This window comes from Amycolatopsis arida (assembly GCF_900115565.1).
Classification (GTDB): Bacteria; Actinomycetota; Actinomycetes; order Mycobacteriales; family Pseudonocardiaceae; genus Yuhushiella; species Yuhushiella arida.
The window spans coordinates 517,422-531,145 of sequence record NZ_FOWW01000004.1 but is presented as its reverse complement, the minus strand read 5'-3'; the positions used below and the strand labels follow the sequence as shown (position 1 = coordinate 531,145).

Here is a 13,724-nt window from a genome sequence, read left to right as displayed (position 1 = left end):
CTGTGGTACGACGAGCCGGCGACCGACTGGGAGACGCGGTCGTTGCCCATCGACAACGGTGCGCTCGGCGCCAGCGTCTTCGGCGGCCTCGATCGGGAGCGGGTGCAGTTCGCCGAGAAGACACTGTGCACCGGCGGTCCCGGTTCCGCCGGCGGCTGTCACTTCGCGGCCGTGGAGTACACGGCGGGCGGCGTGCGGTACACCCGCGAGCACGTCGCGTCCGCCCCCGGACGGCGTCGTCGTCGTCCGGCTGACGGCCGATCGACCCGCCGCGATCTCCGGCACGCCGCCCGGCTGCGAGTGCTGCACCGGGGCGGCACGCGCACCGACGGCGCGGACGGCTCGGTGACCGTCAGCGGCGCCGACACGGTGACGATCATCCTGTCGGCGGGCACGGACTACGCCGCCGAGTACCCCGCCTACCGCACCGGCGTCGACCCGCTGGCCGCGGCGGCCGACCGTGTCGAGCGCGCCGCCACCACAGGGTTCGGCGCGTTACGGGCCGCGCACGTCGCCGACCACCGGGCGCTCTTCGACCGCGTCCGGCTCCACATCGGCGCGACCGCCGGGGTAGCCGAGATGCTGCTGCAGAGCCACCGGGGCGTGGTCGACCTGCTGCCCGCGCTGCCGGTGTTCTGGGCGTCGGGATCGGTGCGCGGGCTGCGGGCGCGCGGCGACGTGACCGTGGACCTCGACTGGGCGGCGGGGACGCCGACGCGGGTGGTGCTGCGGACCGGGCAGGACGGCCCGGTGACGGTGGCGAGCGGGATGTTCGGCGGTCTGTTCGAGGTGCGCGACGCGGCTGGCCGCCGGGTCGACGTGCGCCGGGACGGCCCGCGGATCACCATCCCCGCGCGGCGCGGGCGGACCTACGTCGCGTGGTCGCTGGTGCGGGTGGAGCCGTCCGCGCCGGAGCGGGTGGGTGACGCGTTCCCCGTGGAGGTGACCGTCGCCGCGACCGGCCGCACCGTCCCGGCGGCTGAGCTGAGCCTGTCCCTGCCCGAGGGCTGGACCGCGACACCGGCCACCCACCGGTTCTCGCCGCTCCGGAACGGCACGTCGCGAACGTTCGCCTTCGAGGTCACCCCGGCCGCGAGCGCCTCGGGGCAACACCGCGTCACCGCCACCCTCCAGGGCGACGACTGGCAGGCCACCGGCATGACGGGAGTGCTCTCCGGCTAGCTCCTCGCCACCTTCGCCGTCACCGGTTGGTTCTCAGCGAACCAGAGCACCGGCCGGTCGCGGGTGTCACTTCTCGACCGCGCCGGGTCCTCCGCCGAGGGACTCCTGATGGATGTCCGCGTAGGTGCGCGAGTCCTTGACCAGGTCGTCGCAGAAGGCAGCGACGTCGTCGCCGATGAGTTCGAGGACTCCCTTGCCGGCCGCGGCGCCCTCCTCGAAGAAGTCGACGATCTCCGAGAGCAGGTGCCCTTCGGACAGGTCGATCGGCCCGACCTTGAAGAGGTACCGCTGAATCTCCTTGTAGACGATCTGGTAGTCCGGTGGGAGCGCTTTGACCCGCGCCACGTGCGCCCGCCACTGCTTCTTGCCCTGGATGATGTCTTGGATGCCCACGTCAGCCTCCCAGCCTGCCCAGTTTCTTGGCGACGTTCCTGTTCAACTGCTCGCGCCACCGGTCGCGATAGCTCCGGGCTCCTTCGCCGCCGGCCAGCGCCGCGCAGAAGCCCGCGATGTCGTCACCCAGCACCTCGTGAACGCTCTGCCCGTCGGCCGCGGTCTCTTCGAGCAACCCCAGAGCACCGTCGAGAATCGGCATCAGGTTTCGACCCGTGAAGTCCGCGTAGGGAGAAAGATGGCCCTTGATCTGTTCCCACGCCGCCCGGTAGTCGGCCGGCAACGCCTCGGCCCTGGCTTCGAACGCCTTGTACTGCCGGGTGAGATCGCTGCCGGTGATGGTCTCCCAGAAGTTCATCTCCCGCCCTCCCTGAGCTTGTCGATCCGTGACGTGATGTACTCCCATTTCGCCCAGAACGTCGCGAGTTCTTCGCGCCCCGCGTCGTTGAGCGCGTAGAACTTGCGTGGCGGGCCCAGCCCGGACGGTCGTTTCGCCACCTGGACGAGCCCGTTCTTCTCCAGTCGCAGCAGGATGGTGTACACCGTCCCCTCGACGACATCGGTGAAGCCGAGCTCGTTCAGCCGACGTGTGATGGCGTACCCGTAGGTCTCCTCGCTGCCGATGATCTGAAGCACGCAGCCCTCGAGCGTGCCCTTCAACATCTCCGTCAGGTCGTCCATCCCGGTCCTCCTGACCGCACTGGTACTCAGTGACACCGAGTACCACTACAAAGTAACACAAGGTAGTGGAGTCCGGGCAAGGGGCGAGCGACGGCCGTTGCGACGTGCCGACTTGCTCGGCCTGCCAAGAAGTTCACGGCGAAGGGAGGAAGAGGTGACCCCACGTCAGATCACGCCGGCCACGGCAAACACCGGCTCCCGCCCTTCGCCTCGCGGTGCGCCAGTCGGCCTGCCTCCCAGCCCGACCCAGCGCGCGAGCTCGCCACTAGCGACCCGGTTGTCCACATCACCCATTAGTTATCCACAGATTTCCACGACCGCCTTGCGCCGGCCGGATCGCCGATAGAATGGGAATCGGGGGGTCCCCAAACACCTTGCCGCCCAACGTCTCCTATCTGTCCTTTTTGGACAAGGGTGGGATGATTTCACTCGGTTGTGTCGAACAGTTGTTCGAGGTTTGGCGGTATTCTGGTGGCATGTCTGAGAGCGCAGCCACGACACCCTCACCGTCGCCGGTGTGGCGGTGGGGTGATGCGGAGGTGGCGGCGGAGGTGCTCGCCATCGAGGCCGCGCGGCGTCGGATGGACGCGCGGATGGTGGAACCGCTCGGCGAGGCCGAGCGGCGGGATCTCGGACGCCGGTTGGGGTATGCGGGCACGACGGGGTGGTTGCGGGAGGAGCTGCGTCTGTCGGCGCGGGAGATCCGCGCCCGCCTCGGTCTGGTCGAGGCCACTCAGCCGGAGCCGACGTTGTCCGGGGAGCCGCGCCCGCCGAGGCTGACGGCGACCGCGCCGGCGTTGGCGGCCGGGGAGATCAGCGTGGAGCATGCGCGGGTGATCGCCGAGATCATGGCCCGCTGCCCGACCGCCGTCCCCGACCAATCCCGGTCCGAGGCCGAGCGGACGCTGCTGGACCTGGCCACGCAGGCGACCCCGGAGAAGGTGCGCATCGCCGGCCGCCGGCTGGTTGCCTACTGGGAGGCCGACGGCCACCCACCCCACGACACCGACGAGGAGGTGGTGGTGGGGCCACGGCGAGAGTTCGCCTACCACTACGACCGGCACGGCGACCTGCGCTTCCACGGCTACCTCGACCCCGAGACGGCGGCGACGTTGGAGGGGTTGCTCGGACCGCTGGCCAAGCCCCAACCCGCCCCGGACGGCAACCGGGATCCGCGCAGCCGCGAAGCCCGCCAGGGCGACGCGCTGGCCGAGATCATCGACTGCGCCGCCCGCGCCGACGACCTCACCGTCCAGGGCGGCGAACGCGCCGTGCTCACCGTCACCACCACCCTGGCCGAACTGGAAACCCGCGCCCGCCAGGCCCTGCTCACGGTTCCTCCCAACCCCACACCAGCACCGGCCACCGGCACCCACCGCACGACCGGTACGCACCCCCCGGCCGAACCCGGCGGCCCGACCAACCCGCCGAGACCACCGGGAGCGTCTGGAGCGCCGGGGTGGGGCGGACGAGCGGAACCGGCAACACCGGCGAAGACACCCGAGGCGGCGAAGACACCCGAGGCGGCGAAGACACCCGAGGCGGCGAAGACACCAGAAGCGGCGGAGTCACCCGACACGACGGAGTCACTCGACACGACGGAGTCACCCGACGCGGCGGAGCCCGCGGGCAACCACCGCGAGCCCCCACCGCCTCCGGCCAGGGGCGCTGGCACGGCCGGTCCATTCGGTACCGCAGACGACCCCCTTGCCTCACGGCCGGCGGGCCGAGCCGAACCGCTCACCCTCACCGGCCTGCCCGGGGTCACCACCCTGGACCAGCTACGCCGGTTGGCGTGTGAGGCCGCCGTGGTGCCCGCGATCTTCGGCCAGCGGGGCCAGCCGCTCTACCTCGGCCGTACCACCCGGCACGCCACCACCGCCCAACGCCGCATGCTCGCCCTCCGCGACCACGGCTGCGCCTGGCCAGGCTGCACCCGCACGCCGAAATGGACGATCCCCCACCACATCCGCCCCTGGGCCGACGGCGGCCCCACCAACCTCACCAACCTCGTCCTCCTCTGCGCCAGCCACCACCGCGCCATCCACCACACCGAATGGGACGTTCGCATCAACCCGAACACCCAACAACCCGAGTTCCGCCCACCACCACGACTCGACCCCCACCGAAGACCCCTCCGCAACACCGCCCACCACGCCGTCACCGCCACCCGCGCAGGGCCACTCGGCGGCGGATCCTGGCACCCCACGACGCACCGCGACGTGGATCCCTGGCAACGAACCCGCGGATTCCCGTGCGTGTCGTAGTCGACCAGTCACACTCGTGCTCGGGTGAGGCGGTTTCGACGCTGGCGAACAGCGAGGGGTGCTGGCCGTGAACGAGAACGGGGACCGGGAGCCGAGGGTGGCCCGCTTCGGACGCGGGCGTCCCTCGGGCCCGCGGGCGCTGGTCATCGCCGTGCTCATCGGAGTTGCATCGGGTGCCTTCGGCGCCGGCGCCTACTACAGCGACGCCCTCTCACCGCTCGCCCACACCGTCGGCCTGTGGGTGGTGGTCGGCGTGGCGGTCAGCGCTCGGCTTCCCACGAGGACCGCCAGCACGGCCGCTGTCGTGTCCCTCCTCGCCGCGGTGGTGGCTTTCGAAGTAGGCAAGACGGTGATCTACGTCGCGCGCTATCCGGGCACCACGTACTCGATGAGCGCCGAGACGCTCGCCTTCTGGAGCGTCGTCGCCTTGATGATCGGCCCCATCCTCGGTCTGGCGAGCTCGACCATGGGACGCGGAGGGTGGAAAGGGCCAGCGTCCATAGCCACCATCTGCGGCATTCTGCTTGGAGAAGCCATCTGGCGGCAGCTCAACTACAACATGTTCTCCGGAACCGACGTGGCGGTGGTGTTCGACCTCGTGGCCGCGGTGGTCATCATCGCGTTGAACGCACGCACCGCCGGCCGGCTCGGCGGAACACTGGCGTCACTGGTACCCGCCACGGCGCTCGGGTATGCCGTCACCGAGGTGCAGAAGCTGTTCTGACCAGCGCTCGATCAGCCACGCCGATCGGGGTCGCGCGGCTTGGCGACCACCCGCAGGGTGCGGGGCTCCGGGCGGGACGGCGGCGGGTCGAGGCGGTCGCCGACGCGGACGAGGTGGTCGCCGAGGTTGCCGGCCAGCACGGTGGCCCGATCGGCGATCCGCTGCGCGGCGAGGTCCGACAGCCGCGCGGTGTGCCAGGCCGCCTTGTGGGCCAGGTCGGTGACCTGCTCGGCCGTGGAGTCGATGCGGCCGGCGAGCCGGCCGGTGTGCCGGGCCAGCCGGTCCCTGGCCTGCGGCACCACCGCCTCCACCACTCGCGCGACCCGCTGGTGGGACAACCGTCGAGGCATCGTCGTCAACCTCCCGTGCGAGGGAACCTTTCCCTAGACCTGGAACCCGGCGCGGTGCCACAGCGCGACGCTGGGCCCGCCGATGAGGTCGGCCTCGCGCAGGAAGCGCACCAGCTTCCCGCCGGCCTCGGTCAGCACCTCGCGCCGGTGCGGGCTGCTCCGGGCGAGCTCCGTCACGCCGCGTGGGTCGGGCAGTCCGGCGCGGGCGTACTGCGCCGGCCGGGACAGCAGCCGCGACAGCAGCAACGCCCCGTGCGCCACCACGTGCCGGGTGAACTCCCGGGTCGGCCAGCGCGCGCCGGCGAGCTGCCGGACCAGGTCCTCCCGCGCGTAGCGGACGTGCCGCGCCTCCTCGGTGACGTGGATCCGCATCACCGCCCGCACCAGCGGTTGCACGTCGTCGTCCTGCAGGTGCTCGCGCTGGATGGCGTCGAAGATCTCCTCCCCGATCAACGTCGCCACCCACATCGGCGCGCCACGCAGGATCAGCGGCAGCGCGTGCGCCGGCCCCTGCAACGGCAGCGGGATGCGGTACGGCCGCTCCCCCACCCGCTCGATCAGCATCGCGAACATCGTGGAGTGCCGGCACTCGTCGGCGATCTCGGTCAGCGCGTAGCGCACGTGCTGGCTGGTCGGGTTCCGCCAGTACGCCATGCGCAGCAGCATCTGCATGAGGATGACCTCGAACCAGATGCCCACGCTGACCGTGTTGACCATCTCCTGCCGGGACAGCTCCATCCGCTGCTCCGGCGAGAGCCGGTCCCACAGTGGGGTGCCGTAGATCGAGACGGTGCGCTCCGGGATGAACAGCTTGCCGTCCACCAGCGGCGCGTCCCAGTCGACGTCGACCTCGGGATCGTAGGAGTGCTTCACGCTCGACTGCAGCAGCCGCCGCGCCGTGGCCTCGCGATCTCCGACCTTCACCATCGGTCCTCCACCTCGGGTTCCGCGGCGTCACCGCCCGGCCTGCTGACAGGAAAACGCATGTAACAAGTGAAGTCAAGCTGTAAAGGCGTTAAGCTTGCCGGGTGCGCACCCGTGACCCGCGGGTCGACCTGCTGCAGCGAGCGCTGAGCGGCGACCCACCCGACGACGCGAACACCGACCGCATCCTCGGCGCCGCCCTGGAGCAGGCCGAGGACTTCGGGCTGCGCCGGTTCACCGTCGACGACGTCGCCCGCAGGGTGGGGCTGTCCCGGGTCACCATCTACCGGTACTTCCCGAAGAAGGACCAGCTGCTCAACGCGCTGATCATGCGGGAGCTGCGCCGGTTCCTCACCAAGGCCGACGCGGTGCTGGCCGCGCAGCCCAACCCCGAGGCGAAGCTGATCGAGGGCCTGAACTTCTGCGTCGACTACCTGCGCGGGCACCGGCTGCTCAACCGGCTGCTGCGCACCGAGCCGGAGCTGATCCTGCCGCACCTGACGGTGAAGGCCGGTGGGCTGCTCGCCGCCGCGCGGAGCTGGGTGGCCGGGCACATCCGCGCCGAGGTGAAGGCCGGCCGAATCACCCTTCCGGACGAGGACATCGACGGCGCCGCCGAGCTCATCGCGCGCAACGTGCTGTCGCTGGTGCTCACCCCGGAGACCGTGCTGCCGCTCGACTCCCCCGAGGAGCGCCGCCGCCTGGCGGACCTGTACTTCGCCCCCCTGGTCCGCTCACTCCGCCCTCAGGGCTGATCGGCGAGTGGGCCGGCGGAGAGTGCTCGCTCCGCCGGCCCACTCTCGCCGTCACTCCTCCGCGGCGCGCCGGTCGTACTCGTCCGCCAGGCCCGCGAGCCATTCCTGCGACTCGTGCCGGTCCAGCGCGTGCGCGTCGAGGTCACCCTGCAACTGCTGGTACCGCTGGATGTAGCGCGCGTCGTCGAGAAACAAGCTCGCCACGTCCAGCTCGACATACGCGACTGGAGGAGTCTTCGCGGCCTGTTTCAGATGGAAGCCCCCACCGAACATGCCGAACGGAGCGTTGGCCGCCGGCACCACCCTGATCTCCCGCTTCGGCAGGCCCGCGACCACCGCGAGGTGGGTGAGTTGCTCGCTCATCACCTTCGGATTGCCGACCTCCGCCCGGAGGGCGTGCTCGTGGACGAAGAAGGTGGTTCGTGGTGCGTTTCGCCGGGTGAGCAGTTGCTGCCTCGTGAGCCGGGCGTGCACCCGATCCTCGAACGTGCGCTTGCCCGGGTCACGACGGCCCAGCTTGAACAGTTCGCGGATATACCCTTCCGTCTGCATCAGGCCGGGGACCCACAGACACTCGTAGCTCACCATGGAGGTCGCGGTGGTCTCGAGGGTGACCAGCGAGATCAGCTCGTCCGGGAGCAACTCGCCGTGGTCCTGGAGACGGTACTCGGCCTCCGACTGGCGGGCCAGCCTCCGCAGGCGGTCGATCACCTTGCGAGGTGCCTTGCAGCGGGCGGCGTACATGGCCACGTCGATCTCCGTGGTGCCCCGCTTGCCGCTCTCCATCCGGCAGATCTTGCTCGGCGACCAGCCCAACAACCGCGCCAGGTGCTCCGCGGTGAAGTTCGCCGCCACCCGGACCTTCACCAACTCCATGCCCAGCTCGCGCGACCGCGCGGTGGATTCGTCTCTGCGCATGGATCCGACGCTAGAGCGGCGAGGCCGTGCCGTGACGGCACGACGCGGCCCAATCACCGCAAAGGATGCGGCGGCCCGAGTTCTTGACCCCGGGACAAGTCCGGGAGCCGCTGTACCCCGACGCCACCGGCCAACGCACCGACGCGAACAACCCACACGGCGACGGGAACGGCGAACACGCCAGGTGGTCAGGCGGGGAACATGTCCGACAGGCGTCGCAGGCTCTTCTCGATGGCGGCCTTGTTCTTCCTCGGGAAGGGGCTCAGCGAGATCAGCAGTGGAACGCGTGCGGTCGACCAGTCGAACGTCTCCGTCACCTCGGTGCGGTCCTCGCCCACCGGGCGCAGCCGCCAGCGCCAGCGGTGCCCGTTGAAGTGCCGCCAGGCGATCAGCCGGTTCGGCTCGTACTCCACCACGGTGTTCTGGATCTTGTACGGCGCGCCCATGCGCATGTCCATCCCAAACGTGGAGCCCAACTCCAACCGGTGCGGCGCGGCGGAGCGGGCGGCCAGCACCGTGCCCGACCCGTCGAGCAGCGGGTGCTTCGACGGGTCGGTGAGCAGCGCGAAGATCCGTTCCGGCGGCGCCGCGACGACCCGGCTCCCCGACACCTGGCGTGCTCCCATGGGAGTCACCCTAGCCGGGCCGAGCCGGGCCGCCGCTGTGATCTTCCGCTCCGGACTCGCGGAGGGCTCCTGGAGACCCCGAAGGTGGAGGCCCCGGAGGACTACTCCACGACCGGTCAGTCCTTGCTCCTGTCGCGTTCCTCGTAGGTGAGCACCACGATCCGCTCACCCAGCGGCTCGGCCAGCTCGACCGTCATCGTCGGGTACCGGATGTCCATGGTGCACGCCTGCGCGTCCGCCGGGATCGTCTCCACCAGCCGCACCGCCACCTGCTGGTCGGTCTGGTCGGTCAGCTCCGCGCTGGCCTGACCGCAGCCGCCCTCCTGCGCGGTGATCACCAGCGTCCGGCCGGCGTCGTTCACCCACACCTGCTGCGGGTACCCGCCGGGCAGCGCCATCCCGTTCACCTGCGGCGAGGGCACGCCCTCCGCGCCCTCGACCGGCGGCGCGACCGGTTGCCCCGGCGCGTTCGGCTGTGGTGGCGACGGGTTCTCCGGTGGCGCCGACGCCTGGTCGTTCGGCGCCGGTTGCTCGGCGGCGGGCGGCTGCTGCTCGTCCGGCCCCGCGGTCCGCTGGTCGCCGCACGCGGTCCCGACCAGCGCGATCGCACCGATCGTGCCCACGGCGGTCATCATCTTCTTGAACCTCATGTTCGACCTCATACCCACCCAGACGGAGCCGACACGGACCCAGGTTGCATGCCGACCACCCGTCACCCGGATGCCAGGATGACCCCGCCATACGGCGCGGGCTCGACGACCATCGGGAGGGACCTGGTGAACGACCGGCTCACCCGTCGGCTCGGCACGTCCGACGCGGTCCTGATCGGCCTCGGGTCGATGATCGGCGCCGGCGTGTTCGTCGCGTTCGCGCCGGCCGCCTCCGCCGCCGGGCCGGGCCTGCTGCTCGGGCTGGCGCTGGCCGCGGTGGTCGCCTACTGCAACGCCACCTCCTCGGCCCGGCTGGCCGCCCGCCACCCCGACTCCGGCGGCACCTACGTCTACGGGCGGGAGCGGCTCGGCGAGGTCTGGGGCTACCTGGCCGGCTGGGCGTTCGTGGTCGGCAAGACCGCGAGCTGCGCCGTCATGGCACTGGCCGTGGTCGCCTACGCCGCCCCGGGCCTGGACCGGCCGTGGCGGTCGCTGGCCGCGGTGGCCGTGGTCGCCACGCTGACCGCGCTGAACTACCGCGGCGTGCACCGCTCGGCGCAGGCCACCAAGGTCATCGTGACGGTCACCCTGCTGGTGCTGGCCGTCGCGGTGCTCGCGGTCGCCGTCGCCGGCCGGCCGGACCCCGCGCACCTCGCGCCGTTCCCCGGCGCCGGCGCCGACGGCGTGCTGCGGGCCGCCGGGTTGCTGTTCTTCGCCTTCGCCGGCTACGCGCGGATCGCCACGCTCGGCGAGGAGGTCCGCGACCCGGCGCGGACCATCCCGCGCGCGGTGCCGCTGGCCCTGGGCCTCACGCTCGTGGTGTACGCGGCGGTGGCGCTGGCCGTGCTGCTGCAGCTCGGCCCGGGCACGCTGGCCGCGGCGACCGACCCGGTGGCCGCCGCGGTCGGCCAGACCGCGTGGCCGGGCCTGGCACCGGTGGTGCGGGCCGGTGCGGCGCTCGCCGCCACCGGCGCGCTGCTGGCGCTGGTGCTCGGGGTGTCCCGCACGACACTGGCGATGGCCCGCGACGGCCACCTGCCGCGCGCCCTGGCCGCGGTGCACCCCCGCTTCGGCGTGCCGCACCGGGCGGAGCTCGCCGTGGGGATCGCCGTCGCCGCGCTGGTGAGCGTGGCCGGCCTGCGCGGCGCGATCGGCTTCTCCTCCTTCGCCGTGCTGACCTACTACGCGGTCACCAACGCCAGCGCGCTCACCCTGCGCGCCGACGAGCACCGCGCGCCGCGGATCGTGGCGATCGTCGGACTCCTCGGCTGCGCGACGCTGGCGCTGAGCCTGCCCCTGCCGTCGGTGCTCAGCGGCGCGGTGGTGCTCGCCGCCGGGCTCGCCGTACTCGGCGTCCGCCGGTGGGTCCCCACGCGACGGCGTCGACGGCGCTGAACGATGCCGATCAGCGGGTCTTGTCCAGTCTGGTCAGCGTCTCCTCGTAGTCGCGCAGCAGGTCAACCATCACGTCCGCCACCGGGCGCACCTCGTTCATCCGCCCGACGATCTGCCCGACCGGCATCGACACCACCGCGGGGTCCTTCGCCGCGTGGATCCGCTGGTGCGCCGGCGCGACCAACAGGTTCTGCAACGGCATCGGCAGCGGCTCCGGAGCGTCCGGCGTGGACCAGGCTTGCGTCCACTTCGTCTTGAGCAGCCGGGCCGGCTTGCCGGTGTAGATCCGGGTGCGCACGGTGTCCGACGAGCTGGCCGCCAGCAGCGCCTGCTGCACGGCGGCCGACTCGCTCATCGTCTCTAGGTACTCGGTGGTGGTCAGCCAGTACGAGCCCATCCACGCGCCCACCGCGCCCAGCGCGAACGCGGCGGCCACCTGCCGGCCGGAGCCGATGCCACCGGCGGCCAGCACCGGCACCCGGGCACCCACCGCGTCCACGATCTCCGGCAGCAACACCATCGAGGCGATCTCGCCGGTGTGCCCGCCGGCCTCGTAACCCTGCGCCACCACGAGGTCCACGCCGTTGTCGACGTGCCGCACCGCGTGCTCGGCCTTACCGGCCAGCGCCGCGACCGGCACCCCGTGCTGGTGGGCCTGCTCGATGACGTCGACCGGCGGCGAGCCGAGCGCGTTGGCGATCAGCGCGATCCGGTGTCGCAGCGCCACCTCGACGTGCGACCGGGCCACCGAGTGCAGCCAGCCGAGCACGCCGGCCTGCTCGCCGGCGTCGTCGGGCAGCTCGGGCACGCCCAGCTCGCGCAGCGTGCGGTCGACGAACGCGCGGTGCTCGTCGGGGATCAGCTTGGTGAGGTCCATCGAGGTGCCTTCCTTCGGCACCGTCGCCGGCATCACCACGTCGACCCCGTAGGGCCGGCCGCCGGTGTTGGCGTCCATCCAGTCCAGCACGGAGTCCAGCTCCACGGCGTCGTTGAACCGGACGCAGCCGAGCACGCCGAGCCCACCGGCGCGGCTGATCGCCGCGGCCACGTGCTCGGACGGGGTGAACCCGACGATCGGGTACTGGATGCCGAGCGTGTCGCACAGTGCCGTGCGCATGCGCCTCCTCCTCGGGTGGCCGGTCAGGAACGCGGGGTCGCGGACGCCTCGACCGCGGGGTCGTGCTCGCGGGCGTAGCGCTGCGCCCAGCGGTAGTCGGGCTTGCCGCTGGGGGTGCGGCCGATCTCGTCGGTCAGCCAGATCGACCGCGGCACCTTGTAGCCGGCGATCGCCGTCCGCACGTGCGCCTCGATCGCGGCGAAGTCGGGCGTGGCGCCGGACCGCAGCTGCACCACCGCCGCCACCCGTTCGCCGAGCCGCTCGTCGGGCACGCCGACGACCAGCGCGTCGAAGACGTCCGGGTGGGACTTCAGCGCCCCCTCCACCTCCTCGGGGAAGACCTTCTCCCCGCCGGTGTTGACGCACTGCGAGCCGCGGCCGAGAAGCGTGACCGTGCCGTCCTCCTCGTAGCGGGCGTAGTCGCCGGGCACCACGTAGCGGGTCCCGTCGACCTCGACGAAGATCTGCTTGGTCTTGTCCGGGTCGTTGTAGTAGCCGATCGGCACGTGCCCGCCGCGGGCGATCCGGCCGACCGCGCCGGGCTCGCGCTCGATGACGCGGTTGTGCTCGTCCAGCAGCACAGCCTGGACACCGATGTTCACCCGCGGCCCCGCGGTGTGGTCGGAGTCCTTGCTGACCATGCCGATGCCGGTGAACCCGCTCTCCGACGAGCCGATGGCGTCGGTGAGCACGATGTTGGGCAGGCACTCCAGGAACTCCTGCTTGACGCTGTGCGAGAACAGCGCGGCGTGGCTGGACACCGCGACCAGCGAGGACGCGTCGTAGCCGCCGGTGCGGTAGGCCTCGATCAGCGGGCGGCCCATCGCGTCGCCGACGATGGTGAGCACCTGCACCCGGTGCTCCTGCACGGCCCTCCACACGTCGTGCGGGTCGAACTTCGGCACGAAGACCACCGTGCTGGCGCCGAACAGCGCGCCGAAGGTCGCCCACTGGGCGGCGCCGTGGATGAGCGGCGCGGTGGGCAGGCGGACCAGGCCGCCGCTGGCCTTGCCCTCGTTGGCCAGTTGCCACTCGTCGGCGACGTACTCGCCGGTGACGAAGTTGATGCCGCCGCCGAGAACTCGCCAGACGTCCTCGTGCCGCCACAACACGCCCTTGGGGTAGCCGGTGGTGCCGCCGGTGTAGAGGATGTAGCGATCGTCGGAGCTGCGCGGGCCGAAGTCGCGCTCGGGCGAGGACCCCGCCAGCGCGGTCTCGTAGTCGACGCCGCCGTAGCCGGAGTAGTCGGCCTCCGTCTCGTCGTCGGTGTCACTGTCCGTGTCACTGTCGCTGTCCGTGTCACTGTCGACTACGACAACGTGTTCCAGTTTTGGATGGTTCGGCAGCACGGCCGCGACCTTGTCGGTGTAGCGCCGCTCGTGCACCAGCGCGACGAGGTCGGCGTTGCCGAACAGGTAGTCCAGCTCGCCCTCGACGTACCGGTAGTTGATGTTGATGGCGATCGCGCGCAGCTTGTACGCGGCGATCATCGTCTCCACCGCCTCGATGGAGTTCCGGGAGTAGACGCCGACGTGGGAGCCCTCGCCCACGCCGTGCGCCGCCAGGTGGTGCGCCAGCCGGTTGGCGCGCCGGTCCAGCTCGGCGAAGGTGATCCGGCGCGTACCACAGATGATCGCCGTGCGGTCCGGCACGGCGTCGACGGCGTGCTCGAAGAGATCCGCGATGTTGTAGGCCACCCGAGTAAACTAGAACATGTTATCGTTCTGGGCAATGGTCCGTTC

General features: G+C 71.3%; 15 protein-coding genes. 5 read left to right on the top strand and 10 right to left on the bottom strand.

Features of this window, described 5'->3' with window-relative positions; all coding sequences use genetic code 11:
- On the top strand, nucleotides 1–1,182 hold the full coding sequence (locus BM051_RS15575; RefSeq protein ID WP_092530841.1) for a glycoside hydrolase N-terminal domain-containing protein: 1,182 nt from the start codon (nucleotides 1–3) through the stop codon (nucleotides 1,180–1,182).
- A 66-nt stretch (nucleotides 1,183–1,248) separates the two neighbouring features.
- Here BM051_RS15575 and BM051_RS15570 read toward each other — a convergent pair whose 3' ends face one another.
- Genes BM051_RS15570 through BM051_RS15560 form a run of 3 tightly spaced genes read right to left on the bottom strand, consistent with a single transcriptional unit; the run spans nucleotide 1,249 to nucleotide 2,256 of the window.
- Nucleotides 1,249–1,575, bottom strand: coding sequence for a DUF1048 domain-containing protein (locus tag BM051_RS15570; protein ID WP_092530840.1), 327 nt, complete (start codon nucleotides 1,573–1,575; stop codon nucleotides 1,249–1,251).
- Nucleotide 1,576: 1 nt separating this feature from the next.
- On the bottom strand, nucleotides 1,577–1,933 hold the full coding sequence (locus BM051_RS15565; protein WP_092530839.1) for a DUF1048 domain-containing protein: 357 nt from the start codon (nucleotides 1,931–1,933) through the stop codon (nucleotides 1,577–1,579).
- Complete coding sequence (locus tag BM051_RS15560; protein ID WP_092530838.1) at nucleotides 1,930–2,256, bottom strand: PadR family transcriptional regulator; 327 nt, start codon at nucleotides 2,254–2,256, stop codon at nucleotides 1,930–1,932. Before BM051_RS15560 ends, BM051_RS15565 begins: the two co-directional genes overlap by 4 nt.
- Nucleotides 2,257–2,732: 476 nt before the next feature.
- Here BM051_RS15560 and BM051_RS15555 point away from each other — a divergent pair, with 476 nt between their 5' ends.
- Both BM051_RS15555 and BM051_RS15550 read left to right on the top strand, forming a co-directional pair.
- Nucleotides 2,733–4,523: an HNH endonuclease signature motif containing protein gene (locus BM051_RS15555; protein ID WP_166677857.1), complete on the top strand. Its 1,791-nt coding sequence runs from the start codon at nucleotides 2,733–2,735 to the stop codon at nucleotides 4,521–4,523.
- 97 nt (nucleotides 4,524–4,620) lie between these two features.
- A complete protein-coding gene (locus BM051_RS15550; RefSeq protein WP_134046380.1) occupies nucleotides 4,621–5,247 on the top strand; it encodes a DUF6518 family protein in 627 nt (208 codons plus the stop codon).
- A gap of 11 nt (nucleotides 5,248–5,258) precedes the next feature.
- On the opposite strand, the gene BM051_RS15545 is transcribed toward BM051_RS15550, so the two are convergent.
- Both BM051_RS15545 and BM051_RS15540 read right to left on the bottom strand, forming a co-directional pair.
- Nucleotides 5,259–5,597 carry a hypothetical protein gene (locus BM051_RS15545; protein ID WP_134046378.1) on the bottom strand — a complete coding sequence of 113 codons (339 nt, stop codon included), beginning with the start codon at nucleotides 5,595–5,597 and terminating at the stop codon, nucleotides 5,259–5,261.
- 33 nt (nucleotides 5,598–5,630) lie between these two features.
- Nucleotides 5,631–6,524, bottom strand: a complete 894-nt coding sequence (locus BM051_RS15540) for an AurF N-oxygenase family protein (protein ID WP_092530834.1) — start codon at nucleotides 6,522–6,524, stop codon at nucleotides 5,631–5,633.
- A gap of 101 nt (nucleotides 6,525–6,625) precedes the next feature.
- On the opposite strand from BM051_RS15540, the gene BM051_RS15535 reads away from it, so the two are divergent.
- On the top strand, nucleotides 6,626–7,276 hold the full coding sequence (locus BM051_RS15535; RefSeq protein ID WP_092530833.1) for a TetR/AcrR family transcriptional regulator: 651 nt from the start codon (nucleotides 6,626–6,628) through the stop codon (nucleotides 7,274–7,276).
- 51 nt (nucleotides 7,277–7,327) lie between these two features.
- Here BM051_RS15535 and BM051_RS15530 read toward each other — a convergent pair whose 3' ends face one another.
- The 3 genes from BM051_RS15530 to BM051_RS15520 form a co-directional block, all read right to left on the bottom strand.
- Nucleotides 7,328–8,194 carry a helix-turn-helix domain-containing protein gene (locus tag BM051_RS15530; RefSeq protein WP_092530832.1) on the bottom strand — a complete coding sequence of 289 codons (867 nt, stop codon included), beginning with the start codon at nucleotides 8,192–8,194 and terminating at the stop codon, nucleotides 7,328–7,330.
- A 188-nt stretch (nucleotides 8,195–8,382) separates the two neighbouring features.
- Nucleotides 8,383–8,820 carry an SRPBCC family protein gene (locus BM051_RS15525; protein ID WP_092530831.1) on the bottom strand — a complete coding sequence of 146 codons (438 nt, stop codon included), beginning with the start codon at nucleotides 8,818–8,820 and terminating at the stop codon, nucleotides 8,383–8,385.
- A gap of 116 nt (nucleotides 8,821–8,936) precedes the next feature.
- Nucleotides 8,937–9,470, bottom strand: coding sequence for a hypothetical protein (locus BM051_RS15520; RefSeq protein WP_243859843.1), 534 nt, complete (start codon nucleotides 9,468–9,470; stop codon nucleotides 8,937–8,939).
- Nucleotides 9,471–9,548: 78 nt separating this feature from the next.
- Here BM051_RS15520 and BM051_RS15515 point away from each other — a divergent pair, with 78 nt between their 5' ends.
- On the top strand, nucleotides 9,549–10,865 hold the full coding sequence (locus tag BM051_RS15515) for an APC family permease (protein WP_092530830.1): 1,317 nt from the start codon (nucleotides 9,549–9,551) through the stop codon (nucleotides 10,863–10,865).
- Nucleotides 10,866–10,875: 10 nt separating this feature from the next.
- On the opposite strand, the gene BM051_RS15510 is transcribed toward BM051_RS15515, so the two are convergent.
- A complete protein-coding gene (locus BM051_RS15510) occupies nucleotides 10,876–11,982 on the bottom strand; it encodes an NAD(P)H-dependent flavin oxidoreductase (RefSeq protein WP_092530829.1) in 1,107 nt (368 codons plus the stop codon).
- A gap of 23 nt (nucleotides 11,983–12,005) precedes the next feature.
- The gene (locus tag BM051_RS15505) at nucleotides 12,006–13,679 is read right to left on the bottom strand and encodes an acyl-CoA synthetase (protein WP_092530828.1); all 1,674 of its coding nucleotides are present in this window, start codon (nucleotides 13,677–13,679) and stop codon (nucleotides 12,006–12,008) included.
- Nucleotides 13,680–13,724: the final 45 nt, after the last annotated feature.